Source organism: Gordonia mangrovi (assembly GCF_024734075.1).
GTDB lineage: Bacteria > Actinomycetota > Actinomycetes > Mycobacteriales > Mycobacteriaceae > Gordonia > Gordonia mangrovi.
Window position 1 is genome coordinate 1584364 of sequence record NZ_CP102850.1, and the last position, 26433, is coordinate 1610796.

At 67.3% G+C, this 26433-nt stretch carries 20 protein-coding genes; 9 read left to right on the forward strand and 11 right to left on the reverse strand.

Annotated elements, in window-relative coordinates:
• Positions 1 to 5 precede the first annotated feature (5 nt).
• Both NWF22_RS07275 and NWF22_RS07280 read right to left on the reverse strand, forming a co-directional pair.
• On the reverse strand, positions 6 to 1265 hold the full coding sequence (locus NWF22_RS07275; RefSeq protein WP_202398952.1) for a serine hydrolase domain-containing protein: 1260 nt from the start codon (positions 1263 to 1265) through the stop codon (positions 6 to 8).
• Positions 1266 to 1339: 74 nt separating this feature from the next.
• Positions 1340 to 2293, reverse strand: a complete 954-nt coding sequence (locus NWF22_RS07280) for a Gfo/Idh/MocA family protein (protein ID WP_160903760.1) — start codon at positions 2291 to 2293, stop codon at positions 1340 to 1342.
• Between the two features lie 321 nt (positions 2294 to 2614).
• On the opposite strand from NWF22_RS07280, the gene NWF22_RS07285 reads away from it, so the two are divergent.
• The 3 genes from NWF22_RS07285 (at position 2615) to NWF22_RS07295 (ending at position 6329) form a co-directional block, all read left to right on the forward strand.
• A complete protein-coding gene (locus tag NWF22_RS07285) occupies positions 2615 to 3235 on the forward strand; it encodes a TetR/AcrR family transcriptional regulator C-terminal domain-containing protein (protein ID WP_160903761.1) in 621 nt (206 codons plus the stop codon).
• A gap of 120 nt (positions 3236 to 3355) precedes the next feature.
• A complete protein-coding gene (locus NWF22_RS07290; RefSeq protein ID WP_160903762.1) occupies positions 3356 to 5041 on the forward strand; it encodes an acyl-CoA dehydrogenase family protein in 1686 nt (561 codons plus the stop codon).
• Positions 5042 to 5168: 127 nt separating this feature from the next.
• Entirely contained in the window at positions 5169 to 6329 is a 1161-nt protein-coding gene (locus NWF22_RS07295) for a GGDEF domain-containing protein (protein WP_160903763.1), read from the forward strand.
• Positions 6330 to 6338: 9 nt separating this feature from the next.
• Here NWF22_RS07295 and NWF22_RS07300 read toward each other — a convergent pair whose 3' ends face one another.
• Positions 6339 to 7709 carry an FAD-binding oxidoreductase gene (locus NWF22_RS07300; protein ID WP_160903764.1) on the reverse strand — a complete coding sequence of 457 codons (1371 nt, stop codon included), beginning with the start codon at positions 7707 to 7709 and terminating at the stop codon, positions 6339 to 6341.
• A 116-nt stretch (positions 7710 to 7825) separates the two neighbouring features.
• On the opposite strand from NWF22_RS07300, the gene NWF22_RS07305 reads away from it, so the two are divergent.
• The 4 genes from NWF22_RS07305 to NWF22_RS07320 all read left to right on the forward strand — a co-directional run bounded on the left by NWF22_RS07305 (position 7826) and on the right by NWF22_RS07320 (position 13628).
• Positions 7826 to 8776, forward strand: a complete 951-nt coding sequence (locus NWF22_RS07305; protein WP_160903765.1) for an intradiol ring-cleavage dioxygenase — start codon at positions 7826 to 7828, stop codon at positions 8774 to 8776.
• Positions 8777 to 8914: 138 nt separating this feature from the next.
• Complete coding sequence (locus NWF22_RS07310) at positions 8915 to 10981, forward strand: DUF2339 domain-containing protein (protein ID WP_160903766.1); 2067 nt, start codon at positions 8915 to 8917, stop codon at positions 10979 to 10981.
• A 98-nt stretch (positions 10982 to 11079) separates the two neighbouring features.
• Entirely contained in the window at positions 11080 to 12012 is a 933-nt protein-coding gene (locus NWF22_RS07315) for a serine/threonine-protein kinase (RefSeq protein ID WP_160903767.1), read from the forward strand.
• Between the two features lie 368 nt (positions 12013 to 12380).
• Positions 12381 to 13628 carry an HNH endonuclease gene (locus NWF22_RS07320; protein WP_160903768.1) on the forward strand — a complete coding sequence of 416 codons (1248 nt, stop codon included), beginning with the start codon at positions 12381 to 12383 and terminating at the stop codon, positions 13626 to 13628.
• 236 nt (positions 13629 to 13864) lie between these two features.
• On the opposite strand, the gene NWF22_RS07325 is transcribed toward NWF22_RS07320, so the two are convergent.
• A complete protein-coding gene (locus NWF22_RS07325; RefSeq protein ID WP_160903770.1) occupies positions 13865 to 15001 on the reverse strand; it encodes an amidohydrolase family protein in 1137 nt (378 codons plus the stop codon).
• Positions 15002 to 15141: 140 nt separating this feature from the next.
• Between NWF22_RS07325 and NWF22_RS07330 the strand changes: the two genes are divergently transcribed.
• The gene (locus tag NWF22_RS07330; RefSeq protein ID WP_160903771.1) at positions 15142 to 16293 is read left to right on the forward strand and encodes an FAD-binding oxidoreductase; all 1152 of its coding nucleotides are present in this window, start codon (positions 15142 to 15144) and stop codon (positions 16291 to 16293) included.
• Positions 16294 to 16305: 12 nt separating this feature from the next.
• On the opposite strand, the gene NWF22_RS07335 is transcribed toward NWF22_RS07330, so the two are convergent.
• The 5 genes from NWF22_RS07335 to dnaK form a co-directional block, all read right to left on the reverse strand.
• Positions 16306 to 17424 (reverse strand): DUF7159 family protein, encoded by a 1119-nt coding sequence (locus NWF22_RS07335; protein ID WP_160903772.1) that lies wholly within the window; start codon positions 17422 to 17424, stop codon positions 16306 to 16308.
• A 65-nt stretch (positions 17425 to 17489) separates the two neighbouring features.
• The gene (locus tag NWF22_RS07340) at positions 17490 to 17846 is read right to left on the reverse strand and encodes a heat shock protein transcriptional repressor HspR (RefSeq protein ID WP_373692007.1); all 357 of its coding nucleotides are present in this window, start codon (positions 17844 to 17846) and stop codon (positions 17490 to 17492) included.
• 56 nt (positions 17847 to 17902) lie between these two features.
• Positions 17903 to 19102: a molecular chaperone DnaJ gene (gene dnaJ, locus NWF22_RS07345; protein WP_160903774.1), complete on the reverse strand. Its 1200-nt coding sequence runs from the start codon at positions 19100 to 19102 to the stop codon at positions 17903 to 17905.
• Between the two features lie 119 nt (positions 19103 to 19221).
• A complete protein-coding gene (grpE, locus tag NWF22_RS07350) occupies positions 19222 to 19863 on the reverse strand; it encodes a nucleotide exchange factor GrpE (protein ID WP_160903775.1) in 642 nt (213 codons plus the stop codon).
• Positions 19860 to 21713 (reverse strand): molecular chaperone DnaK, encoded by a 1854-nt coding sequence (gene dnaK / locus NWF22_RS07355; protein WP_160903776.1) that lies wholly within the window; start codon positions 21711 to 21713, stop codon positions 19860 to 19862. The genes grpE and dnaK overlap by 4 nt, the downstream gene beginning before the upstream one ends.
• Positions 21714 to 22124: 411 nt before the next feature.
• On the opposite strand from dnaK, the gene NWF22_RS07360 reads away from it, so the two are divergent.
• Positions 22125 to 22748 carry a TetR/AcrR family transcriptional regulator gene (locus NWF22_RS07360; RefSeq protein WP_160903777.1) on the forward strand — a complete coding sequence of 208 codons (624 nt, stop codon included), beginning with the start codon at positions 22125 to 22127 and terminating at the stop codon, positions 22746 to 22748.
• A gap of 76 nt (positions 22749 to 22824) precedes the next feature.
• On the opposite strand, the gene NWF22_RS07365 is transcribed toward NWF22_RS07360, so the two are convergent.
• Together NWF22_RS07365 and lon are read right to left on the reverse strand one after the other, a co-directional pair.
• Positions 22825 to 23745, reverse strand: coding sequence for an extracellular catalytic domain type 1 short-chain-length polyhydroxyalkanoate depolymerase (locus NWF22_RS07365; RefSeq protein ID WP_160903779.1), 921 nt, complete (start codon positions 23743 to 23745; stop codon positions 22825 to 22827).
• A 202-nt stretch (positions 23746 to 23947) separates the two neighbouring features.
• Positions 23948 to 26320: an endopeptidase La gene (gene lon, locus NWF22_RS07370; protein ID WP_160903780.1), complete on the reverse strand. Its 2373-nt coding sequence runs from the start codon at positions 26318 to 26320 to the stop codon at positions 23948 to 23950.
• Positions 26321 to 26433: the final 113 nt, after the last annotated feature.

Below are 26433 nucleotides of genomic sequence, written 5' to 3' on the forward strand. Positions count from 1 at the left end.
GCCACTCAATCCCGCGGCAGCGGCGGCGCATCCTCGGGCGCCATCAGTGCCCCGACGCGCGAGAAGATGGTGTTGCCGCCGTTGTCGTAGCTGCCGTCCGGCCCGAACGCCTCGGGGAGATAGGTCACCGCGACGGCGATCGCGACCTTCTGCGACGGTAGGTATCCGGTGACCGCCGCATAGCCGCTGAACAGCGGATTCTGCAGAATCCAGTCCCCGGCGATCGCGACACCCATGCCGTAGGTGTACTGCTCGTTCATCGGCCGGCAGGTCGGGCAGCCCGGCAGTGCGCTCGTCTGGCCACGCAGGCGGGTGGACACCATCGCCTGATGCGATTCGGGCGACAAGGTCTGTCCCGCGAACAGTTTGCTCGCGGTGGCCTCCACGTCGTAGATGTTCGAGGTCTGGATCGCGCCGTGCGTGATGGTCCACGACGGATTCCAGTAGGTGGATTCCTCGTAGAAGGGTGCGGTCGGCGCGATGTCGAAGAACTCCCGTCGCTCACTGGTGAACGCGTGCAGCGTCGGTTCGGGAATCGTCGCGGTGAGGTCGGCTTGGGTGTTCGTCAGCTCCAGCGGCTCGAGGATGCGTTCGTCGATGAGCTCGGCCACGGACGTGCCGGTGATCTCCTCCAGTGCCAGGCCCAGGATCACGTAGTTGGTGTGGGCGTAGTTCCAGTTCGTGCCGGGTTCGTAGTACAGCGGTTTGTCGACCGCGAAGGCCAGGAGTTCGTCGGTCGTCCAGGCCCGGAACGGGTTGGCGTACTCGGCGTCGTTGAAGGCGTCGTTCCCCAGGATGTAGTCCTGATACCCCGAGGTCATCGTCGCGAGTTGGCCCAGCGTGACCTTGTCGCTGTTGGGTATCTGCGGCACCCATGCTTCGATGGTGTCGTCCAGGGCGACCGCGCCCTCGTCGACGAGTTGCAGCAGTACGGCCGCCACATACGAGATCGCGACCGCACCGTTGCGGAAGTGCATGTCGGTGGTGGCCGGAACCCCGGTCATCGACTCGCCGAAGGCCTGGGTGATCACCTCCCGGCCATCGACCGTGACCCGCACGATCGCCGCGTTGAGGTGTTTGTTCGCCATGACGTCCTCGACGATGCGCACGATCTCGTCGGCCTTCGCCGGATCGGCGGACGCGACCGACGACGAGGACGATTCAACGGTGCCGCCCTCCGAGCCGCAGGCCGCGACGAGCACGGCGATCGCCATCACCACCACAAGCGACCAGCGCCCGGGCCGAGTCGAATACGGTCCGAGCATCTGTGCCATGTGTCATCCATACCCGATGATTCGCATCTCGGACATCGGAATCACCGGTGCCGCTCGGGGATGGCTCACATCGCCGCGCGAATCCGTTCGACGATCCGCAAGGTGGCCAAGGTGCGGGCGTGATCGGGTGTCGGGTCGTCGGCCCCCGCCACCAGTTCGGCGAATCGTCGGACCTCGTGGACCATGTTGTTGGCCGGTCCGTCGAAGGTGTACTCGGTGACTGTTCCGTCGAGCAGCGTCAGCGTCGCCGATCTCGGCTCGGCGACGTGCTCGAAGGTGAGAGTCCCCGATTCGCCTTGGATCTCGTTCGCCCGGTCCGATGCGGTGATCTTCGAATACGACAGATCGACCACGAAACCGTCGTACCCGGCCAACACCGCACCGGCGCCGTCTGCGCCGCCGGCGATCGGCACCGCGGCGGCGTGGATCTGCTGCGGCTCGCCGAACAGTTGGACCATCGCCGCGACCGGGTAGACGCCGAGGTCGTACAGCGCACCCCCGGCCAGAGCGGGATCGAAGATGTTCACGCGTTCACCGGCGAGGACCTTGTCGTAGCGGGCCGACCGTTGGCAGTAGGCCAGCGACGCCCGTCGCAGCACCCCGAGTTCGGGCAGCAGAGCGGCCACCGCCTGCATTCCCGGGTCGTAACAGTTGCGCATCGCCTCCAGCAGGGTCACCCCGACGTCCGAGGCCGCGGCGATCAGGCCGCCGAACTCGGCCTCGGTGGGTACTGCGGGCTTCTCGACCAGCACATGCTTGCCGGCGGCGATCGCGGCGTGCGCTTGATCGGCGTGGATGCCGTTGGGTGATCCGATGTAGACCGCGTCGATGGCCGGGTCGGATAGCAGCTGATCGAGATCGGACGCCGAGCCTGTCAGGCCCATCTCGGCGGCGAATCGGGCGGCGCGGTCGGCGTCGCGAGAATACGCCGTGGCCACCCGCACGGCCGGCACCTCGGCGGCCGCGGCGATGAACCGGCCGGTGATGGTGCTGGTACCGATCGTCGCCATCCGGATCATGGGGTCATTGTGCCGGTCCGACGCCGGGCGGAAGCCGCATTCGCAGGGATGATGCCGGGCGGAATAGATACCGGTGGCGCCCCGTTGAAAGAGCTGACGGTCTCGGAATCTCTGCCCCGGGCCCCAACTCATTTCGCCGCTTCGAGCGGCCACTCGCCGAGAGGCGCATTGTGCGGGACCGTCGTCGAATGTTCGACCACGACAGCCGCCGTCCCCACCCCGGACGGCGGCTGTTGCGCGTTCGTGGTCCCCGCTCACTGATGCTGCCGGGCGACCACTTTCTTGTTTGTCATACAAACAAAAATGTGGGACCGTGGTCACATGAATGCACCGGGTCGCGGTAGCCGGGAAGCGGGTAAGGCAACCCGCCAAGCCTTGCTGCGCGCGGCGGCCGACGTATTCGCCGAGCACGGCGAGACGGCATCGGTCGCCCAGATCTGCGCGGGCGCCGGCACGCACCCCAACCAGGTCACCTACTACTTCGGCTCCAAGGATCAACTGTTTGTCGAGGTGGCCTGCGGTGCCGTCTTGCGCGCGGGGCGTGCCGCGGAGGAGGCCGCCGCGACGGCCACGACGGTCGGCGAGTACACCCACGTACTGATCTCCACCCTGCTCGGCGAGCGCGCCCGCGATGTCGAGTTGTTCACCACGGCGATGTCGATGGCGTCGCGCCGCGCCGACCTGCGCCCGCAGATCGCCGACGCACTCGCTGTGCTGCATGACCGCGGTGCCGAAGCCTTGATGCGGACCCTCGTGCGGACCGGGTGGGAGCTGCGGGCGCCGATCGATGTGGAGGCGAAGGCCTTCTGGTCGGCGATCTTCGGCCTCGTCATCCAGCAAGCGGCCGCCGGGGATCAGCTCGGCTCCGGACTCGAGGACGCGGTCGCGATCGTATTCACCAACCTGCAGATCCCGAAACAGGTGTTGGCCCATGCGATCTGACGTGGTCTCGATACGGTCACTCACTTCGTTCGCGACCTACTCCTTGGATCGAGTGGGACCGAGCTTGCGAGGGCCTGTATCGAGATCGACCAGCAATGACGCCGTCCGAAAGGCAAACCCATGACGCACTCCACCGAGACCACCACCCACCCGCAACCGCATCTCACCCACACCGTCCTCAACCAGTCCGCCCCGCGGATCGACATCAACGAGTTCGACATGAACACCGTTCTGGTCGAGGCGATCCGACGCCACGATGCCGGATGGGCCGAGGACGAACTGCGCGAGATCGGTGCGCACGTGGGCAGTGCACAGTTCCAGCACGACGCCCACGTGGCCAACACGATCACGCCGGTGCTGCACACCCACGACCGCTGGGGCAACCGGATCGACGAGGTCGAGTATCACCCCTCCTACCACCGGATCATCGAGGCGTCGGTCGCCCATGGATCGCACACCCGATGCTGGGCCGATCCGCAGCCCGGCTCCCATGTCGCCCGTGCGGCCGGGTTCATGCTGTTCGGCCAGATCGAACCCGGCCACGCCTGCCCGGTGTCGATGACCCACGCGGTGATCCCATCACTGGAGCTGCAACCCGACGTGGCAGCTCAGTGGGTACCGAAAGCACTGTCGCGTAACTACTCCCCCGACCTGTCCGCCGACAAGCAGTCCGCGATCTTCGGGATGTCGATGACCGAGAAGCAGGGCGGCTCCGACGTCCGCGCCAACACCACCGTAGCGAAACCGGTCGGCCGCGGCGGGCCCGGCGCCGACTATCTGCTGACCGGACACAAGTGGTTCTGCTCCGCTCCCATGTCGGATGCGTTTCTGGTCTTGGCCCAGGCGGAAGGACCCGGCGGTGAAGGACTTTCGTGCTTCCTGTTGCCCCGCGTGCTGCCCGACGGCACCCGCAATGTGTTCCGTATCCAACGCCTCAAGGACAAGCTGGGCAACAAGTCGAACGCATCGTCGGAGATCGAACTCGACGGTACCGTCGCGGTGATGGTCGGCGAGCCGGGCCGCGGCGTGCGCACCATCATCGAGATGGTCGCGCAGACCAGGCTGGACTGTGTACTCGGCAGTGCCGCCGGTATGCGGCAGTCGGTGGCCGAGGCGGTGTGGCACGCTCGTCATCGGGCCGCCTTCGGGGCGACGCTGGCCGATCAGCCGGCGATGACCGCGGTGCTCGCCGACCTTGCGCTGGAATCCGAAGCAGCAACAGTGACCGCGATACGTCTGGCACGGGCGCACGACGAGGATGCGAGCGATCAGGAGAAAGCGTTCCGACGTCTCGCCACTGCAGTCGCCAAGTACTGGATCTGCAAGCGCGGACCGCACCACTCCTACGAGGCGCTGGAATGCCTGGGCGGCAACGGATACACCGAGGCCTTCCCGCTGGCGATGCGCTATCGCGAGCAGCCCGTCATGGCCGTGTGGGAGGGTTCCGGCAACGTGATCGCTCTCGATGTGCTGCGGGCGATGACCCGCGAGCCGGAGTCGGTCGCGGCTTTCGACGCCGAGATCTCGAAGGCTCTGGGCGCCAACCGCACCCTGGACCTGCACCTCGAGCGACTGCGGGACCGACTCGGTGAACTCGCCCGGATGGATGCGTCGTCGGCGCAGCGACACGCGCGCGGCGTCGTCGAATCCATGGCCTTGGCGCTCGAAGCCAGTCTGTTGGTCCGGTTCTCACCAGAACCCGTATCTGATGCATTCATCGCAGCCCGCTTGGGCGAGAACCGTGCCTTCGAGTACGGCGCACTCGCGGGCGACGCCGATCTCGACGCGATCCTGGCGCGACACTGACCGGTCGCACCCGACGCTGGTCCAGCGAAGCCGAACCCTTTAGGATCGCGTAGGAACGCTTCACCCTGATCGGGGCGGCGGAGGTGCGTTCGGTATCTCGGCACGACTCAGGGGTGGGACGCGAACGGTGTTTGTCGATCAGAATCGGTCTGCGGGGGCAGACAATCTCGGTGAAGAGCCCCATCCGGCGCGGACGGCAGCGTACGACGATCCGCTGCATGTGCTGGATCAGATCGAGATCTCGGAGCGATTGCCGCGCTATGGGATCGCCGGGCTGACGTTGGTGGTGGGTTTGGTGGGCCTCATCGCCACGACAGCGCCAGATGGCGCAGCCGGCAGTCCGGCCCGGGTCGCTGCGATCGTCTTTCTCTCCGCCTCCACCGTGCCGGTGGCGGTGGTCATGGCCCGTGTTCATCTCGGCTCGATTTGGTGGTCGGAGCAGCCATCCCTGCGCAGCGTGAACATCGCCTTCGTGGTGTACGCGGACCTGGGCCTCACCGCCGCCTTCGCGACCTTCCAGAACCCGGTCATGGGGTTGCACGGCACCGCACTGTTTGCCGTCGTCAGCGGCTACGTGGCCCACTTCCTCCGCGCACGCCCCATGCTCTGGCACGTGGTTTTCACCACCGCTATCATCATCGGCCTCGGTGTGCGGTCGGCCCTCTCCGGGAACCTCGCACTGCCGTCGGTGCTCTACGCCACCATGGTGTCGTTGGCAGCCGCCAACGGCACCGTTGTGCTGTTGACCATATTCAGCTCCGAATCGAAGAAGGCACTTCGATTGCAGATCGAGTCCGCGAACACCGACCCGCTGACCGGCGTGCTCAACCGTCGTGGCTTCCACTACATCGCAACGGTGGGAGTGCCGCAGGGGAAGCCGTTCACCGTCGCCGTCGTCGACATCGACAACTACAAGGACGTCAACGACCGATACGGACACGCGGTCGGTGATGCCGTGCTCACGCAGGTGGCGTCGATGCTCGTCGAGGTCGTCGGAGACAACGGAGTTGTCGGCCGGCTCGGCGGAGACGAGTTCGCCATCGCCGGTGCGCTCGACAAAGCGGCCGCCATCGGCCTGGCCAACCGCATTCGCAGACTACGGTTCGACGTGATCACCGAGCGCCGCATCACCGTCAGCGTCGGCGCAGTCGTCTACGAGGGTCACACCCACCCCACGGGCGACGAAACGTTTGTCGACACCGCGATCCGGGCCGCCGACCGTGCACTCTTCGAAGCGAAGAATGCCGGGCGAGATACGTATCGGGTCATCAGCGGAAGCTCTTCGTGACACTTCCTCCTAGAGCAGCACACCTGGGTTCAGCAGCCCGTGCGGATCGAGAGCCTTCTTGATCGTCGCGGTCAGCTCCATCACGTCGTCGCCGACCTGATTCGGCAACCAGGCCTTCTTCAATCGGCCCACACCGTGCTCACCGGTGATGGTGCCGCCCAATGAGATCGCGAGATCCATGATCTCGCCGAAGGCGGTCTGGGCGCGGCCGGCCTCGTCGTCGTCGGTGGGATCGAACACGATGAGCGGATGCGTGTTGCCGTCGCCGGCGTGCGCGATCACCGAGATCATCACCTCCCGCGCCGCCGCTATCCCGGCGACACCGTCGATGAGGGCGGGCAGTTGCGGCAGCGGCACCCCGACGTCTTCGAGCAGCAGCGACCCCAGCTTCTCGACCGCCGGGATCGCGGCCCGGCGGGCAGCAGTGAAGGCCTCACCTTCCTTCGCGTCGTCGGTGGCGAACACCTCGGTGGCGCCGTGCTGTTCGAAGGCGCGCTGGATGATCTCCACCTCCGCGGTCCCGGCGGGTCCGGGTGCATCCGACTGGGCCACCAGCAGCGCCCCGGCCGCACGGTCGAGTCCCATCCGCAGCATGTCCTCGACGGCGTTGATGGACACCGAGTCCATGAACTCGAGCATCGCAGGACGAATCTGCGCGGTGATGGCGAGAACCGCCTCACTGGCCTCGTGCACGGTCGCAAAACTCCCCACCACCGTGCACGCCGGAGCCTGCGGCGGCAGCAGCCGCAAGGTGACCTCGGTGACGATGCCGAGCAGTCCCTCGCTGCCGACGAACAGCTTGGTCAGCGGCAGACCGGCCGAGTCTTTCAGCTGTTTGCCGCCCAACCGCACCGCCCGCCCGTCGGCGAGCACCACTTCGAGTCCGAGGACGTAGTCGGTGGTCACGCCGTACTTCACGCAGCACAGCCCACCGGCGTTGGTGGCGACGTTGCCGCCGATCGAGCAGATCTCGAACGAGGACGGGTCCGGCGGGTACCAGAGGTCGTGTGTAGCCGCTGCGGCTTTGACCTCGGCGTTGAACAGTCCCGGCTGCACCACCGCGGTGCGGGTGGCGGTGTCGACGACGAGGTCGCGCATCTTCTCGGTGGACAGCATGATTGCACCGTCGACCGCCGTGGACCCACCCGACAGGCTGGTACCGGCCCCGCGTGTGACCAGCGGTATCCGGTGATGCGCACACCATCGGACCGTGACCTGTACCTCGGCGGTGGTCGTCGGACGCACCAACGCCAACGGCGTTCCGGCGTCGGGATCCTGTGCCCGATCCTGCCGGTAGGCCGCAAGGATGTCAGGATCAGTGACCACCATGCCCTGCGGAAGTTCGGCAGCCAGTGACTCGGGACTCACGACATCGGTCATGACCTCACTGTAGGACGCCGCCGTCCCGTCGCCGGCGTTCTCTCACACCGAGACCTCCCAGCAACCGCACAGCTGAATTTCCGACGACGGGCAGGTCCGGTTTGTACGTTGTGTCCATGCAGCGCCACGATGACACACACGAACACGACCGCGGTCTCCGCTATGACCTGCGTTCCCTGAGCCGCCGCCGAGCGCTGATGCTGTTGGCGACCGGCGCGGTCGCCACCACCGCCGCCGCGTGCGGTACCGACACTTCGGGGTCCGGTACGACGGCCGCCGAGGCGGCATCGTCCACCGATGCGGCCGGCACCTCGGGCACCGCCCAGCAGTGTGTGGAAGCAGCGCCCGGCGAGACCGCCGGCCCCTACCCCGGCGACGGCAGCAACGGACCGAACGTGCTGATCGCCTCGGGCATCGTCCGCAGCGACATCCGGTCGAGTTTCGGCGATGCCTCGGGTACCGCCGACGGCGTGCCGACCACCCTGACCATCACCCTGCAGGACCTCGTCGACGACTGTTCGCCCGGCCAGGGGATGGCCGTCTACGTCTGGCACTGCGACCGGGAGGGCAACTACTCCCTCTACAGTGATGCGGCAGCCGACGAGAACTACCTGCGCGGCGTGCAGGTCGCCGACGCCGACGGCGTCGTGCGCTTCACCACGATCTTCCCCGCCTGCTACGCGGGCCGATGGCCGCACATCCATTTCGAGGTCTTCGACTCCCTCGAGCAGGCCGTCGCCGGCTCGGATGCCCGATTGACCTCGCAGATCGCGCTACCCGAAGACGCCTGCACCGAGGTGTTCGATCACGACAGCGGCTACGCGCAGAGCATCTCCAACATGTCGAACGTGACGTTGTCGTCGGACAACGTGTTCGGCGACGGCTGGGACGCCGAACTCGCGACCGTCACCGGCACGCCCGCCGACGGCATGGACATCTCGATCACGATCGGCGTGGCGTCTGCAGAGGACAACCAGCAGAGCATGGGTGCGCCTCCGGCCGGTGGGCCGGGCGGGCCCGGTGGCCCACCCCCGGGTGGGCCCGGCGGACCTCCCGCACAGGGGTGAGTCGGGCGGTCGTCGGGCATCCGAATGACCACGACCTCACCCGTCAGCTGACAAAAGGCCTGCACAACGCAGGTTTACGCCCCCGGACCGGGTAGGACTACTCATGTGCGCGGAGGCGTCGCAGACGATTCTTGGCACATGACCACCAAGGCCGACGACCTGCTGACCCGGATCTCCGCCGAGTTCGCGGACATCTCTCGTCAGATGCACTCCCTGTCCGACGACTTCGCTGCGCTGCGAGCAGTGCTGAGCCAGCAGTCGGGCATGGCGGAGCACCCCGCAGCCCACCCCGAGGGCGCACAACCGGCTGCGCCGCCGGCGCCCACACCGCCGCCCGTGTCCCCGGTTCCGCCGCCCGGGATGCCTGCCGGACCCGTGATGCCCGGGGATCCGTGGAATCCCGGAGCTCCGTGGAATCCCGGGGCTCCGTGGAATCCCGGTGTTCGGGTGCCACCGCCACCAGCGACGCCACCGAACCCCACCCGTCTGCCCGGCGGCTACGTCCCGCCCCCGCCGTCCCACGTTGCGCCTCCGGCGTGGCACCCGGCCCCGCCGCGGCCTGCGCGTCCCCCGCTGACCGACCGCATCGCGGCGGCATCGCGCCGGGGCACGATCGCGACCCTCTTGGCCACGGCGGGAGTGGGAGTCACGTTGATCGGGGTGGTGCTGCTGCTGGTGCTCGCCGCTCAGGCCGGCATCCTGCGTCCGGAGTTCCGGGTGGCCGGCGGTGCCGTGTTCGCGGCGGGTCTGGTGGGCGCCTCGCTGTGGTGGCAGCGTCGTCCGTCAGGTCGTACCGGCGCGGTGGCGTTGGCTGCGACCGGGGTGGCCGCCGGCTACCTGGATGTGTTGGCGGCGACCCGGATCTACGAGTGGCTGCCGGTGCCGGCCGCGCTGGGCGTGGCCGCAGTGATCGCGGGTGGCGGGCTGATACTCAGCCGACTGTGGAGCAGTCAGGCGCTCGGCCTGCTGGTGGTGACTCCCATCGTGGTGTTGGCACCGGCACTGACCGAGGGCGTCGACATCGTCCTGGTGTCCTTCATGATCGTGCTGGCCGCCGCCACCGGTTGGGTGCAGCTCGGGCGTGATTGGCCGTGGCTGTTCCTGGTCCGGATGGCGGCGCCGACGGTGCCGCTGGTGTTTCTCGCCGCTCTCGCGAGTGTCGGTGTAGGCCCTGACGAGAGCATGTGGTCGTACGGTGTGGCAGCCGGGTTGACGCTGCTCGTCGGTGTCGGCAGCGCTCTGGTCGCGCTGCCGAGCTCGTCGCAACCGACGCTGCTCGCGACGGTCACCGCGTTGACGTCGCTGCCGGTGCTGATGTCCGGCGCCCTGCTCGATGATCTGTCGGCGGCATCGCTCATCGCGACGTCGGCCGCGGCGCTGCTCCTGGTGGTGGTCGGAGGCGCACGGTCTGATGCGGTGACCACCGGGGTTCGGGAGATCTGGGCTGCGACCGTCGCTCTGATGACACTGGTCGCCACTGCCACCGCCTTCAACGGTGGGATCGAGGTGGTCGTGATCCTCGGGTTCGGGTCGATCGTCGCGGTGTCCGCTCGACGCAGCACCTCGATGGCCCGTGCGATGCGGGTGATCGCCACCGCCTTCGTGGTGATCGGTGGGCTGGGCACGTTCTCGCTGGTGCCGCCCGCCGACCTCGCGTACGCCACGACTCTGGCGCCGGGCGCCGCCGCGACGATCCTCGTCCAGTGTGTGCTGCTCGTCGGCGCGGTCTGGGCGTTGGCCGACATGTGGATCCGGGCCGGCCGCCGCGATCGGTCGAGCGAGCAGTTGTGGTGGGTGGTGCTCGGCGTGGTCTCGTTGTACGCCTTCACCCAATTCGCCGTTACCGCCGGAGTTCTCGCCGCAGGGACCCAGGAGGGCTTCTTCGCCGGCCATCTGGTCGCCACCGTCGCCTGGATGATCGCCGCAGCGGCGGCGTTGGCACGCGCGAGCCGGTTGCCGTCGACTGTGCGAACCCCGCTGCTGGCAGGTGGGCTGGCAGTGGTCGGTGCGGCTATCGCGAAACTGTTCCTCTTCGACCTTGCCACCCTCGACGGCGTCTTCCGGGTCCTGGCGTTCATCGTCACCGGGCTGTTGCTGCTCGCGATGGGAGCGTGGTTCGCCCGCAGTCTGACCGAAGGCGATGACCGCCCGATCGAGAATCCCGCCCCGGCCGACCACCCGGGACGGCAGAATGGGTCGGTGTGAGAGCTTTCCCGGCTTTGGACTCGCGCCTGTCCACCGACGGTGTCGGAACCGACTCAGACCGGCGCGCCGATCCGATTACGCCCGACTACTCTGACGTTGTGTACCGGGTGGGCGACGAGGTGGCGGGCTACGTCATCGACAAATGTCTGGGCAGCGGCAGCAGCGCCGAGGTCTACCGGGCTCACCGTGCCGGCGAGCCCGGACCGGTCGCGCTCAAGGTTCTGCACACCCCGCCCAGCGATCAGGAACGTGTGCGCGAACGCTTCCATCGCGAGTTCACCATCGCCTCTCTGCTCGACCATCCGAACATCGTCGACATGTACGCACGTGGCGAGATCGATCCCCCGGAAGTGCCAGACGAGAAGCGCACGCGGGCAACCATTTTGTGGATGGCCATGGAATACATCGACGGCCGGCCGGCAAATGATCTGGTCGACCCGCATCCGACGGCGGCCGATATCGCGACCATCGTGGCCATCGCGACCCAGGTCGGCGCCGCCCTCGACTATGCCCACCGATGCGAAGTACTGCACCGAGATGTGAAGCCCGCCAACATCATGGTCTCGACCAGGCCCGGTGGCCCGCGCGCGGTACTCACCGACTTCGGCATCGCACAGTTGCTCGACGACGCCCGACCACTCGCCCGCAACGGTCGCGTACAGGGATCGATTGCCTATGCGGCACCGGAGCTCCTCACCGCCCAACGCCTCTCTCCCGCCACCGATCAGTACGCCTTCGCCGCCGGACTGTTCGAATTGTTGACCGGAGCACCGCCGTTTCCCCGCGCGACCGCGTTCGCGATCACCTACGCACACCTGAACGACCCGGTCCCCCGGCTGACCAGAGCCCAGCCCTGGCTCCCGTCGTCGCTGAACTCGGTGTTCGCGAAGGCGCTGGCGAAAGATCCCACCGACCGCTACGCGACGTGTACCGAATTCTCCGACATCATTCGTCGTGCACTCCAGGATGTTCCGGTCCCCGGCCCGCCTCGTCGTCGGTGGTGGCCGTGGGCGCGCGAGACCGCCGGCTGATCGAGGCAGCGACCGGTCACATGCCCCCGCATCTGCGACACCCTGAGCGCATCGCAGGGGCACTTCGGCGAGCGCGGGGCAGCCTCGCGCACCGCCACCGCGTTCCCGGCGCCTGGCGCGCGGCCGCGGCCAACCGCGCCGCGCGTTGTCACGCGACCAGTCGCCTACCCAGCCGAACTCGCTGCACGCTCGGGCGAATTATCTTCTCGCGGTGATTTTTACCCGAAACATGTAACTCCTGTGACTCCTGATCACCAAAGTCCACTGAAAAGCACAATTCACCGCGTTTCCGTCCAAACCCTCTGTCCCAGAATAATTCTCACGACCGATCCCTTGACATCGAACACTCTTGCGATTACCTTGGAGTCATGAGAACTTCGGGGGATCTCACCACCATCACTGATTCATTGCGTGAACTGCGTTTCGCCGACGACATGTCCGGGCGGGCGGCGTTCGACGCGATGACCGCGCTGGTCACGTTGCGTAATCTGATCGAGCATCACGCCGCCACGGTGGTCGGCCATCTCGACCGGCTCGGCGTGGCCACCGATCACGGGCGGAAGTTGAGTGAGTTGTTGATCGTGATGGGGTTGGCCCCGGCAGTCGCCTCCCGGTTGATCCGGATCGCCGCCGCCCGCACGAAACTGCCGACCCTGGCCGCCCATGCCGCCGACGGGGCTGTCTCGGCCGAACACGTGGATGCGGTGGGTAAAGGGGTCGAGCATGTCGAGAAAAGATCGGCGGAACCGATCGACGACCCAGCGCGTCTCAACATCGTGACCGACCTCCTCGCCCAATTCTTCTCCGGCGCCACCCCCGCCGAGATCGGTAAACACGCCCGCCGACTGGGTAACCAGCACGCCGAGGACACCGGCGGGCTACCCGCCTGCGAGGACCGCAACCTCAATGCCCTCACCCACGACGTCGACGGCGACGGGCGCCTGCAGGTGCGCGCCGACCTCAACACCGAAGTCGGCGAAAAATTCTCCGCCGCGATGGAAGAGTTGGCCGCACCCCGCCCCGAACCCGACGGCTCACCCGATGCCCGCAGCACCGAGCGCCGCCACGCCGACGCCCTCGAAGCGCTCTTGGATATCGCCGCCCGCAGCGGGGATGCCGCGTCCGCACCACGACACCAGATGCTCGTTTCCGTGCCCGCCGATACCCCGGACCTGGCCGAACTGCCGTTCATGGGGTCACTCACCGAAGCCACGTTGCGCACCCTGACCTGCGACACCACCGCGACCGTCGCGATCGTCGACGGTGAGCAGGTGCCGATGGAGATGAGTAAGGAGAAACGCCTGTTCCCGCCGCATCTGCGCAAAGCCTTGCACAAGCGGGACCAGTGCTGCATCAAATGCGGAGTGGCGGCCACCCGCTGCCAGGGGCATCATCTCGTGCATTGGGCTGATGGTGGAATCACGGTGTTGGACAACGGATGTCTGCTGTGCCCGTCGTGTCACGCCGACATCCACCACAACGGATGGGAGGTGATCATGGGTCACGACCGACACCCCTGGCTCATCCCACCCGTTTCGGTCGACCCCAAACGCCGACCCATACCCGCCTACAACAGGCGCACCCTCAACCTCGACAACCTGCCCGCAGCCGCCTGACCGCCGCCACCTGACCCCACGGCCGAATAGTCGCCCAGCCACCACTTCCCACGCACCCGACCCCCGGTCGGGACCGCAACCGTCCCTTGAGAACTCCACAGCGTAAACCGGCGCCGCCACCATGGTGTCGCGTACCCGACGGCCACAACAAGTTGCACGACAACCATTGTGGTGCGCGGTACGCGACACCGTGGACCGGCGATCCGTGCCGGCTTGTCGAATCAGCTCGATTCCACTCAGCTGGGTGGATTGATCCGGTAGACCCGTAAAGCGTTGTCGCGAAAAGCTTTCCTGAGTGCGTAATCGCCGCCGAGGGGCGCGATCAGGTCGACCAGCGACCCGACGATCATGTCGAACGAGACATTCGGCTTGTCGATGGGAAAGTTCGATCCGAACATGACGCGGTCGGCACCGAAGTGGGTGAGGACATGATCGACGAGTGGGCCGATCATCTCGGTGAGCGTCGCCCGGCTCCCGACGTTGCCCCACCGTTCCCGGCCGTAGCCGAGGATTGGCAGGCCGAGACCGGACAGCTTCACCATCACGTTCGGGTAAGCCGCCAAAGTGACCATTCGTTCGCGCCACAGCCGCATGATGTCGGCGCGCGCCCCGGCGGTCGCACCGGTGCGCGCACCGACGGGGCCGAACACACCCACCGGCGCGCCGATGTGGTCGACGACGATGATCACCTCGGGATATTCCCGTGCCAGGGTGACCACGTCGTAGAGCTGATGCGAATAGACGAATGCGTCGAAGACCAGCCGTCGGTCGGCGACTTCCGCGAAGCCCTTGAGAAACGCGGAGGAGGACAGAATGCCGTCGGTGTCGGCACCGTTGCGGATCTTCGGGTCGGGGTGCCGGGTGGTGATCCACCGGATGCCGCGCAGCCGGTCGGTCAGGGCGGCGTGTTCGTCGATGAGCTCGGCGAAACGTTCGGCACGGGGGTCGGCGTGGGCGACGATGGCTCCCAGCTGCGGCAGCGAGTCCGCGCCGAACGGCAGCGTCGTCACGTACCGCGTCTCCTCGACGGCCGAGCGCCCGGCCGGACTCTCGATACGACCGGCGGCCTCGTCACCGCGCCAGTGCGATTCCATATGCACGACGGTGTCGACCCGCACTCCGGCGGTGCTGACGACGGGCGCGGTGTCGGCCAGATACTGCATCGGTTCGTAGACGCGGGCGACCGTGCTCGGGGTGAGGACGTATTCCCGGTCGGCCTGCGACACCACCATCGGGAAGACCCGATCACCGAACGCGGGCACGAACCGATAGAGCCGGGACAGCCGATTGGCCGCCCACGGCGTGCTCCGCGGATTCCACTGGTGCAGATGGGCGTCGACAATGCCGCGCACAACACCATCGAGCGAGCTCACGTACCCGAGATTGCCACAGTCCCCGCCACCCCGACATCGATTGATCGATCGTAAGTCACCGGTAACGGACCGCTAGGCTCTCTGGAGCGGGGCATTGCTCCGTCCGACGAATCGACACAGTCAGGGGAGGTGACCGGCCCGTGCCCAACCATTCGCGACACACCCTCCACCAGCTCCGCGAGCTGATCAACCGCGACCCCGACCGGTTCTCGACGAACATCTACACCCGCATGTTCGCCATCGATCCCGATCTTCGCGAACTGTTCCCGGCGGTCATGTCCGGTCAGCGCGATGCGTTCTTCCGGGTCATCGACCACGTGCTCGAGGTGGTCCCGCAGCCGGACGGGCACCCCGAGTTGGTCGAGTTCCTCGCTCAGCTCGGCCGCGATCACCGCAAATACGGCGTCCGTCCCGAGCACTATGGCGTCATCTATCAGGCCCTGATCGCCGAATTCGCGTCGGTGCTCGGCGACTACTGGGACGACGAGACCGCCCAGACCGTCACGCAGGCGATGATGCTCACGACCGGGGTGATGCGCGGGGCGGCCGAGACCGCACCGTTCCCGGCGTTGTGGTCGGCGGAGGTGGTGGAGAAGTTCCGCATCACCCGCGACCTCGCCGTGGTGCGGTTGCTGACGAAGGCGCAGCTGCGGTTCGCACCCGGCCAGTACCTCGAGGTGCAGATCCCGCAGCGTCCGAAGGCGTGGCGCAACCTGTCACCGGCGATACCACCCAATCCGCGCGGCGAGTTGGAGTTCCACGTGCGCGCCATCCAGGGCGGCTCGGTGAGCTGCGCGATCGTCGGGGAGACCCGGGTCGGCGACGTCTGGCACTTCGCCCAGGGACACGGGACGCTGCACATCGAGCCCGGTCGTCCGGTGGTAATGGTGGCCGGCGGGTCCGGCCTGGCGCCGCTGCGGGCGCTGCTGATCGAGATGTCGAAGCGCGCCGACACCCCACCGACCCACATCTTCTACGGCATGCGTTATCCCGGGGAGCTCTACGATCTCGTCGTGCTACGCCGCATCGCGGCGACCAACCCGTGGCTGCGCATCACCGCGGTGTCCGAGGAGAGCACCGACCCGTGGTGGATCACAGCGGTGGCCGCCCCCGAGGTGCTCGGCATCGAGCACCACATCGGCACCCTCGCCGAGGTCGCCGCCGCAGCCGGCCCGTGGGATGAACATCAAGTGCTCATCGCCGGGTCGGCGAAGATGATCGCGGCCACGCGGCAACGAATGCTCATCGCAGGTGCGCGGGCCAGTCTCATCCAGCACGACCCGGTGGTCTGACCGTCTCAGACGTCACGGTCCGGGGTTGCCCGGTCCAGGCCCCTGGCCGCCGACGGTCTCGGTGGTCGTCTCGGTGACCGTCACGGTCGGTTGCTCGGTGACCGTCTCGGTCTCCGTCGACGTCTCGGTCTCGGTTTCGGTCGCCGTGGTGGTGCTGGGCGAGGCCTCCCGCGATACGGTCACCGTGGTCGTGTCGACGCGGGTGCGGACCTCGGTGACCGGCTGAGCGGTCCGGGTCACCGTCGACGGCGGCGCCGTTTCGGTGATCGTCGTGGTCGTCGGCGCTGCCTCCTCCTCGGCGGCGTCGACACCGGCGAAGACCGCGGACGCCGCGATCGCACCGAGCGCCAGAGCGGCCGCCATCGCGGCGCCGATGAGCCACCAACGACGCGTCGATGTGGCGCGCGAGGCGACGCCGGGGCGCAATGCCAACACCGCCGCTCCGACGGCTGCGGCGAGTGCGGGCTGGTCGACCACGGTGACCGGCCGGGCCAGCGCATACTCGAGGGCAGCCGGTATCCCGTCGATGTCCGCGCCGGGGCCGGTGAGGACCACCGACGTCACCGACGACCCACCGGGCGCCGCCATCACCGCGTCGGCAACGGCGCTCGCATGAGCCGGATCGGTGACCGGGCCGGGCGAACCGTAGGCGAACTCGGCCGTCCCCAACACCTCGCCGGTTGCGGAATCGAGGGTGACCACCGACGATCCCGGCGACGGTACGGCGTCGCGATCCAGGTCGATCGCCGCGACGATGCCGGAGCCCGACGCCACACCCCGGGCGGTCTCGGCCAACGCCGCCGGCATGTCGGTGACAGCCACTTTGTCGTACCAGCCCGGCCGGGACGTCCCCGGCGTGAGATTGGCCCGCAGATAGTTCTCGGTGGCGGGCCGGGCGCAGGCGACACCGATGTGGTCGATGTCGTAGGGCACGGAGTCGACGAGTTCGTGGATGGCGTTCTCGGCGCTCTGTGCCGACGGGTCGGGCAGGTCGACCAGATTGCTGGCGATGATGTCGCCGTCGGAGCTGCGCACCACCGACGCCACCCGGTCCTCGACCACGGAGATCCCGAGGACCGATCCGTCCGAGTTCGAACCGCCCCCCATCTGGGCGCTCCTGGTCTCGGCCATGTCCTCGTCCTGTCTACACCGACGTTTTGTCCCGAGTCAGGGTAGCGGGTGGGCAGAGGTGCCGGTCAGTCGGTCTTGCGCTTGCGGCGGGGTTGCCACACCACCAGTGCGCTGGTCCGGGGCACCGGCACCAGCTCACCACCGCGTCGGGAGGATGCGTTGTCGACCTCGGCCTGCAGTTCGCGGATGCGCTGCTGCAGCGCGTCGACCTGGTTCTCCAGATCGATGATGCGTTTGATCCCCGCGAGGTTGACGCCTTCCTCCTGGGACAGGCGCTGGATCTCGCGCAGGACCTCGACGTCGCGTGCGGAGTACCGCCGGCCACCGCCGGTGGTGCGCTGCGGGGTGACCAGACCGAGCCGGTCGTAGGTGCGCAAAGTCTGCGCGTGCATACCGGCGAGTTCCGCCGCGACCGAGATCATGAAGGTCGCGGCGGCCTCCCCGTCGAAGCTGTTTCTGTCGAACTTGCCGGCCACGGTCACCGCCCCCATCCGGCGCGGGGATCGAACCCGGCGGCCTTCTCGGCGGTGGCGTAGCGGCGCATGGCCTCGACCGCGTCGTCGTCGAGCTTCGGCGGAACCGCGACCTTGACCGTCACCAGCAGGTCACCTGCCCCACCCGATCGCTTCGGCACACCGCGCCCACGCACTCGCAGGGTGCGGCCGTCGCTGGTGTTGGCGGGGATCTTCACCCCGACGCTGCCGTCGAGGGTCGGCACCGACACCGTCGCGCCGAGCACCAGCTCGGAGATGCTGACCGGCAATTGCACCTTCAGGTCGTTGCCGCTGCGGGTGAACACCTTGTCGGCGGTCACATGAACCACCACGTAGAGGTCGCCCGAGGGTGCGCCACGGCGTCCGGCCTCGCCCTGGCCGGCCAAGCGGATTCGCTGACCGTCCTCGACACCCGCCGGAATGCGGACGTTGATGGTGCGGGCGCGGACCTTCACGCCGCTGCCGTCGCAGTCGGAACACGGATCGTCGATCCGCGACCCGGTGCCCTGGCAGTCCTGGCAGGGTTCGCTGAACCCGAACGCCCCCTGGTTGCGGCTGACAAATCCGGAACCGTTGCAGTTCGGGCAGACCCGCGGGCTGGTGCCCGGCTTGGCGCCGCTGCCGTGGCAGGTGGTGCACGGCGCCGGGCTCGTCACCCGCAGCGGCACGGTCGTACCGGTCGCGGCGTCCTTGAACGTCAGCGTCGTCTCGGTCTCGAGGTCGTTGCCACGCTTGGGCCGCGTCGCCGTCGAGGTTCGTGGACCGCGATTGAACAGCCCGTCGAACAGATCCCCGAATCCACCTGCCGACTCGCCGCCGCCACCACCGCCGCCGAACAGGTCGCCGATGTTGAAGTCGGCACCCGTAGACGTCGTGTAATGGGTTCCGCCGGCCCCGGGGAAGCCGCCGGGAAAGCCGTTGCCGCCGCCGCGGAATCGCCCGCCGGCGAACATTGCGCGGGTTTCGTCGTACTCTTTGCGCTTCTCTGGATCGGCCAGCACGCTGTGTGCTTCGGACACCCGCTTGAAGCGTTCTTCGGCCGCGGTGTCGCCGGGGTTCGCGTCCGGATGGAGTTCGCGGGCGAGCTTCCGGTAGGCCTTCTTGATCTCTTCAGCAGAAGCGTCAGAAGCAACGCCCAGGTCCTTGTAGAAGTCGTGTTCCAACCACTCCCGTTGTGGGGCCACCAGACGTCACCTCCTTCGATGTCTCAGTTGTCTGGATGAAGTTGTTCTGGATGAAGTTGTGTGGAGCGGGCCACGAGGGATCGTGCTGGACAACCCCTCGTGGCCCGTCGTCGGTGCGCTTATTGTGCACCAGTCTGTTCGGCCGCATCGCTCGGTGCGTCGGACGGATCGGTGACCGTGACCATCGCGTGACGGATGACCTTGTCGCCCAGCCGGTAGCCGGTGCGGTACACGGCGCCGATGACGGGTTCTGCCCCGTCACCATCGTGCTGGACGGCCTCGTGCAGCTCCGGGTCGAACACATCGCCCGGCTGGCCGAACGTGGAGAGGCCTTCGCTCGTCAGTGCGGCGACCAACTTGTCGGCCACACTGCGCAGCGGTCCCTCGTCGAGATCGCCGTGCTGTCGGGCACGGTCGAGGTCGTCGAGTACCGGCAGCAACTTGTCGATGAGCAACTGCTTGCCGTAGGTGACCGATCCCTGCTTCTCTTCTGCGGCACGCCGCCGGAAGTTGGCGAACTGAGCCCGTTCCCGCTGCAGATCCGCAGTCAGCTCGGCGACGCGCTCGTCGGCGGCGTCGGTGGCCGACTCCGCTGCGGCCGCGCCGGCGGCACCGGGGCGCACCTCTCCCGTCTCGGGATCGATGAGCCGCCGGTCCGTGACGGTGATCGGCATGTCGGCTTCCTGCTCCGCCGGGACCGCCTCGAGCTCGGGCTCGACCGCCGTGGTGTCGGCGTCGTGCGAGGGCTCGTGCTCGGTCACTTGTTCTCCCCTGTGCTCGACGGCTCGTCGACGACCTCGGCGTCCACGACGTCGTCGGCGCCGGCGTTGTCACCCTGCGGGGCCTCGCCGTTGGGCGACTCGGCGGCCGACGCCGCGTAGATCGCCTGGCCCATCTCCTGCGACTCGGTCGAGAGCTTCTCCACCGCGGACTTGATGGCCGCGATGTCGGTGCCCTTCAGGGCCTCCTGCGCCTCGGAGATGGCCGCGTTGACCTTGTCCTTGACCTCGCCGGGCACCTTGTCCTCGTTGTCCTTCAGGAACTTCTCGGTCTGGTGCACCAAGGACTCGGCCTGGTTGCGGGTCTCGGCCTCCTCGCGACGCTGACGATCCTCGTCGGCGTGCGCCTCGGCATCCTTGATCATCCGGTCGATCTCGTCCTTGCTCAGGCCCGAGCCCTCCTGGATGCGGATGGAGTTCTCCTTGCCGGTGCCCTTGTCCTTCGCGGTGACGTGCACGATGCCGTTGGCGTCGATGTCGAAGGTCACCTCGATCTGCGGGACACCCTGCGGCGCCGGGGCGATGCCACCGAGTTCGAACGAACCGAGCAGCTTGTTGTGCGAGGCGATCTCGCGCTCACCCTGATACACCTGGATCTGCACCGACGGCTGATTGTCCTCGGCGGTGGTGTAGGTCTCCGACCGCTTGGTGGGGATGGTGGTGTTGCGCTCGATCAGCTTGTGCATCACGCCGCCCTTGGTCTCGATGCCCAGGCTCAGCGGGGTCACGTCGAGCAGCAGCACATCCTTGACCTCGCCGCGCAGCACGCCGGCCTGCAGGGCGGCGCCCACGGCGACGACCTCGTCCGGGTTGACACCCTTGTTGGGCTCCTTGCCGCCGGTCAGTTCCTTCACCAGCTCGGTGACGGCCGGCATACGGGTGGAGCCACCGACCATGACGACATGGTCGATGTCGCCGACAGCGATGCCGGCGTCCTTGATGACGGCCTGGAACGGCGAGCGGGTGCGCTCCAGCAGATCGGAGGTGATCTTCTGGAATTCGCTGCGCGAGAGCTGCTCGTCGAGGAACAGCGGGTTCTTCTCGGCGTCGACGGTGATGTAGGGCAGGTTGATCGAGGTGCTCTGCGAGGCGGACAGCTCGATCTTGGCCTTCTCGGCAGCCTCACGCAGACGCTGCATGGCCATCTTGTCCTTGGTCAGGTCGATGCCGTTCTGGCTCTTGAACTTCTCGACGAGCCAGTCGACGACGCGCTGATCCCAGTCGTCACCACCGAGATGGTTGTCACCGGAGGTGGCGCGGACCTCGACGACGCCGTCGCCGATCTCGAGCAGCGAGACGTCGAAGGTGCCGCCACCGAGGTCGAAGACCAGGATTGTCTGTTCGCTCTCGCCCTTGTCCAGGCCGTAGGCCAGCGCCGCGGCGGTGGGCTCGTTGACGATGCGCAGCACGTTGAGGCCGGCGATCTGGCCGGCTTCCTTGGTGGCCTGACGCTGTGCGTCGTTGAAGTAGGCCGGCACGGTGATGACCGCGTCGGTCACGTCCTCACCCAGGTACGACTCGGCGTCGCGCTTGAGCTTCTGCAGCGTGCGCGCGCTGATCTCCTGCGGGGTGTACTTCTTGTCGTCGATCTCGACGGACCAGTCGCCTTCGCCCATGTGGCGCTTGACCGACCGGATGGTGCGGTCGACGTTGGTGACCGCCTGGTTCTTTGCCGGCTGCCCGACCAGTACCTCGCCGTTGCGCGCGAACGCGACGACTGACGGGGTGGTGCGGGAGCCTTCGGCGTTGGCGATGACGGCGGCCTCGCCGCCCTCGAGCACGGAGACCACCGAGTTGGTGGTACCGAGGTCGATTCCAACTGCACGAGACATGTGTGTTCCTCCTAGTTCATGGGTGTGCACCCAAGTTCGTGTCGGGTCCGAGGGGTGCCCGCGAGCTCACTCGCGAACGACCTCGGCTGATGCTGTCGAAACCCGCGTCGGACCCGAACTTCAGCGCATCCGACTCATGTCTTACTGAAAGAATCAGCCGGAGTCAACTGAGTTGAGTGATATCGACTCAAGTTTCTCACTGACTCCAACGGCGACGACCCGAGGAATGTTCCCGGTGCCCGCGATCTGGTGGCCGAATGGCCGGAAACGCACCGGCACAGACGGCCGACGTGACGGATCTCGCATTCTCTGGCTGTAACGACCGATGACCATGAAGTAGAAAAAGGATGCAGAACCGGACGCGGCGCCGGCCCACCCTGACCGCAGTATCGGCGGAGGAGGAACGTTCACATGGCGGAGTCGAAGTCACGCCGCGGCAGTGAACGCCGGACCACATTCGGCGAGACGGCCGTCGAGATCATCGCCACCCAGGGTCTGCATGCGTTGACCCATCGCACCGTGGACGAGACGGCCGGCTACCCGCCCGGATCGATCAACTACTACGCACCCACGCGCAGCCGGCTGCTGGCGCTGGCGCTGGAGACAGTGCACGCACAGCTTCGGGCCATCGCGCTGGAGTCGTTCGGCCCCCTGATGACGCCGGGTCCGCACTGTCCGGACGATGTCGTCGAATGTGGCACCCAATTCGTGGAGTCCTCCCGCACCCAGGGCCGCAAGACCGTCACCGCACGCCATGCCTTGTTGATCGAGGCGCAGTTCCATCCCGATCTGGCCGACATGATCGAGGCGCACCGCCAGGAGCTCGTCCAGCTGTCGGTGGTGGTGGGGGCGCCGTTCCGCCCCGAGCACCCAGAAGAAGCGGCCAATCTCGTTGTCGCCCTGATGGACGGCCTCATCCAGCAACTCGTACTGGGCAAGCTCGACACGGTGACCCGACCGATGGTGAAGATGGCGATGTCGCACATCTGCACGATCGGTAGCGAATCGTCACAGTGGTCGACGCCCACGCCGTAGCCACGGTTCCGCGGTCCACGGCGTCGTGAGGCAGCACCGGATCGCGCCACACGGACGCGGTCCTCACGAACGGTCCTCACAAACCGTGAGCCGCGAAGAAGTCCCAGATGACCTCGGTGGCGTCGAATGCCCCGGACGGTTCGTTCCCGGGCCGCAATCGTTCGATGACCGGTGACGGCGTCGCACCCGGCCACTGATGGCCGGCCACGGTCACCGCGATCAGTTCCACGGTCCTACCGTCAGGGCAGTCGGCCGTCGACGTGACCACCGAGCCGAGGCGGCGGTTCGTCGGGTCCGGACAGCCGGCGAGCTGACGGAATCCGGCGACGACCGCGGGAATGGCCGGCCCGTCGACCCGGGCTGTGCCCCGCAGGTTGTACGCGCGCCCGGGACCACCGGTGTATGGCACCGTGGGGTCGGCGGTGCCGTGGATGTGCAGCAGGGACGTCGGTGCGGCGGTGGCGCAGCCGACCAATCGGGTCCCGGCCACCGGCGCGACCGCGGCGAACAGGTCGGTCTCACAGGCCAGGCGATAGGCCATCATCGCGCCGTTCGACATGCCGGTGACGTAGACGCGGGAACGATCGATCGACACCCGGCTACTCACGTCATCGAGCACCGTCCGCACGAACGCGACATCGTCGACATCTCGCCGCTGGGCGGGCCCACAGCAGGTGCCGGCGTTCCATGAGCGCCCGACACCATTGGGGAACACGGCCACGAACCGTCCACGGTCGGCATGCGTGTCCCAGTGATAGCTCGACTCCGCCTGCCGTCCCGAACCGTATCCGCCGTGCAACACGATCACCAGGGGTGCCGGCGTACCCAGTCCGGCCGGCCGATACATCTCGTAGGTGCGGTCACCGGTAGATGTGGCAACGCGTTCGGTGGTGTGCCCGCCGGCGGGTGCGGCCGTGACCGCGACCGTCGTCATCACCATGACGACGATGAGGGCGCTCAGCCCGGCACACCCGATGACCAGCGATCGGCGGTTCATGCCTCACACCCTTGTCACCGCACGGCGACGACACAAGGCCGTCGCCGAATTTCTCAGTGATTGTTCACCGGCGTGTTCTGCCCGGTAATGACGCTCGGTCTGGCCGGCACGCGGGTTCACAGTGCGGGACTCAGCTGACACCGGAGCGGGCCGCGACACCATTTGTCGTCGTCGCGGCCCGCTGTGGTGTCGATTGTGCCGATCAGGCAGCCGACACCGCGTGATCTGCCACCGCGTGATCTGCCACCGTGTGATCTGTCGCCGGTTCCAGCGCCTGCGCCAGGATGTCGGCGACGTCGACCATCGGACGCACCTCGAGTGACTCGAGCACCTCGGCGGGCACGTCGTCGAGGTCGGGCTCATTGCGCTGCGGGATGAACACCGTCGTCAGGCCGTTGCGCTGGGCGGCAAGCAGTTTCTGCTTGACCCCACCGATCGGCAGAACCCGGCCGTTGAGCGTGACCTCACCGGTCATCCCGACCTCCGCGCGGACCTTGCGGCCGGTCGCCATCGACACCAGGGCGGTCACCATGGTGACGCCGGCGCTCGGACCGTCCTTGGGCACCGCTCCGGCCGGAACATGCACGTGGATGGTCTTGTTCAGCACCGCCGGGTCGACGCCCAACTGCTCGGCGTGGGCTCGGACGTAAGACAGCGCGATCTGCGCCGACTCCTTCATCACGTCGCCGAGCTGCCCGGTGAGCTGCAGACCAGGTTCCCCGTCGACACTGTTGACCTCGATGAACAGCACGTCGCCGCCCATGCCGGTCACCGCGAGACCGGTCGCGACACCCGGGACCGCCGTGCGCTCGGCCGATTCCGGCGTGAACCGGGCCCGGCCGATGTAGTCGGTCAGATCGGACTCGCCGATCGCGATCGGTGCCTGCGACTTTCCGGACTCCAGGTTGGTCGCAGCCTTGCGCAACAGCTTGGCGAGCAGCCGCTCGAACTGTCGCACACCGGGTTCGCGGGTGTAGTTCGCGGCGATCTCCCGCAACGCGTCAGCACTCACATCGACCTCGTCGGCGGTCAGTGCGGCCCGTTCGGCCTGCCGCGGCAACAGGAAGTCGCGGGCGATGGCCACCTTGTCGTCCTCGGTGTAACCGTCCAGGGTCACCAGTTCCATCCGGTCCAACAGAGCTGACGGGATGCTCTCCACCACGTTCGCGGTCGCCAGGAACAGCACGTCGGACAGGTCCAGATCGAGGTCCAGGTAGTGATCGCGGAACGTGTGGTTCTGCGCGGGGTCGAGCACCTCGAGCAGCGCCGCCGCCGGATCCCCCCGGTAATCGGACCCGACCTTGTCGATCTCGTCGAGCAGCACCACCGGATTCATCGATCCCGCCTCGCCGATGGCCCGCACGATCCGGCCTGGCAGGGCACCCACATAGGTGCGGCGGTGACCGCGGATCTCGGCCTCGTCGCGCACGCCGCCGAGGGCGACGCGCACGAACTTGCGGCCCAATGCCCGGGCGACGGACTCACCCAGCGACGTCTTGCCGACCCCGGGCGGGCCGGCCAGCACCATCACCGCACCCGACCCGCGGCCGCCGACGACCTGCAGGCCGCGTTCGGCACGACGGGCGCGCACCGCGAGGTATTCGACGATGCGGTCCTTCACGTCGTCGAGACCGTGATGGTCGGCGTCGAGGATCTCGCGAGCACCCTTGATGTCGGTGGAGTCGTCGGTTGTGACGTTCCACGGCAACTCCAGCACGGTGTCGAGCCAGGTGCGGATCCAACTGGTCTCCGGCGACTGATCGCTGGCGCGCTCGAGCTTGCCCACCTCCCGCAGCGCGGCCTCGCGCACCTTGTCGGGTAGGTCAGCGGCCTCCACGCGACCGCGGTAGTCGTCGGCGCCGTCGGGTTCGTCCTCGCCGAGTTCCTTGCGGATGGCGCCCAGCTGCTGGCGCAGCAGGAACTCCTTCTGCTGCTTCTCCATCCCGCTGCGCACGTCGTCGGCGATCTTGTCGCTGACCTCGGTCTCGGCGATGTGTTCGCCGGTCCACTCGATCAGCCGGGTGAGCCGTTCGGCAATGTCCGGGGTCTCGAGCAGTTCGCGTTTGCGCTCATCGGAGAGCCACGAGCTATAGCCTGAGGTGTCGGCGAGATCCGACGGATCGGTCATCTTGTTGACCGCGTCGATGATCTGCCACGCCTCGCGCCGTTGCAGCATGGCCAGTACGAGCTTCTTGTACTCGGCGGCCAGGGTCTTCACCTCGTCGGTGGTCTCCGGGTCGTCGACCTCGGCGACCTCCACCCACAGCGCGTTGCCGTTGCCGGTGGTCCCGGTTCCGATGTGGGCCCGGCGCTCGCCCTTGATCACCGCGGCGGTTTGACCGCCGGGGAGGTGGCCCACCTGCACGATCGAGGAGACCACGCCGTATGTCGGGTAGCGGTCGTCGAGGCGCGGCGCGACCAGCAGCTTGCCGGACTCGCTGGCGCGTGCCGCGTCAATGGTCGCCTGCGCGGCGTCGTCGAGCGGGATGGGCACGACCATGCCGGGCAGGACGACCAGATCGGGAACGAACAGGACGGGCAACGAATACGTCTGTGGCGATGTCTTCTGGGTCATCAAACCTCCAAAGTTCAGTCTGATCGACTCAACCTGGGTGGCGGGATGTTTGTTCCCGAGGATATTTCGCCAGGAGCGGACAGTTCGTGTGGCGCGCATTACATTCGAGATCG

Coding starts and splice junctions, on each gene's coding strand:
- NWF22_RS07275 (WP_202398952.1), bottom strand. CDS start 1,265: ATGCTCGGACCGTATTCGACTCGGCCCGGGCGCTGGTCGCTTGTGGTG.
- NWF22_RS07280 (WP_160903760.1), bottom strand. CDS start 2,293: ATGATCCGGATGGCGACGATCGGTACCAGCACCATCACCGGCCGGTTC.
- NWF22_RS07285 (WP_160903761.1), top strand. CDS start 2,615: ATGAATGCACCGGGTCGCGGTAGCCGGGAAGCGGGTAAGGCAACCCGC.
- NWF22_RS07290 (WP_160903762.1), top strand. CDS start 3,356: ATGACGCACTCCACCGAGACCACCACCCACCCGCAACCGCATCTCACC.
- NWF22_RS07300 (WP_160903764.1), bottom strand. CDS start 7,709: ATGACCGATGTCGTGAGTCCCGAGTCACTGGCTGCCGAACTTCCGCAG.
- NWF22_RS07305 (WP_160903765.1), top strand. CDS start 7,826: ATGCAGCGCCACGATGACACACACGAACACGACCGCGGTCTCCGCTAT.
- NWF22_RS07310 (WP_160903766.1), top strand. CDS start 8,915: ATGACCACCAAGGCCGACGACCTGCTGACCCGGATCTCCGCCGAGTTC.
- NWF22_RS07320 (WP_160903768.1), top strand. CDS start 12,381: ATGAGAACTTCGGGGGATCTCACCACCATCACTGATTCATTGCGTGAA.
- NWF22_RS07335 (WP_160903772.1), bottom strand. CDS start 17,424: ATGGCCGAGACCAGGAGCGCCCAGATGGGGGGCGGTTCGAACTCGGAC.
- NWF22_RS07340 (WP_373692007.1), bottom strand. CDS start 17,846: ATGATCTCGGTCGCGGCGGAACTCGCCGGTATGCACGCGCAGACTTTG.
- dnaK (WP_160903776.1), bottom strand. CDS start 21,713: ATGTCTCGTGCAGTTGGAATCGACCTCGGTACCACCAACTCGGTGGTC.
- NWF22_RS07360 (WP_160903777.1), top strand. CDS start 22,125: ATGGCGGAGTCGAAGTCACGCCGCGGCAGTGAACGCCGGACCACATTC.
- NWF22_RS07365 (WP_160903779.1), bottom strand. CDS start 23,745: ATGAACCGCCGATCGCTGGTCATCGGGTGTGCCGGGCTGAGCGCCCTC.
- lon (WP_160903780.1), bottom strand. CDS start 26,320: ATGACCCAGAAGACATCGCCACAGACGTATTCGTTGCCCGTCCTGTTC.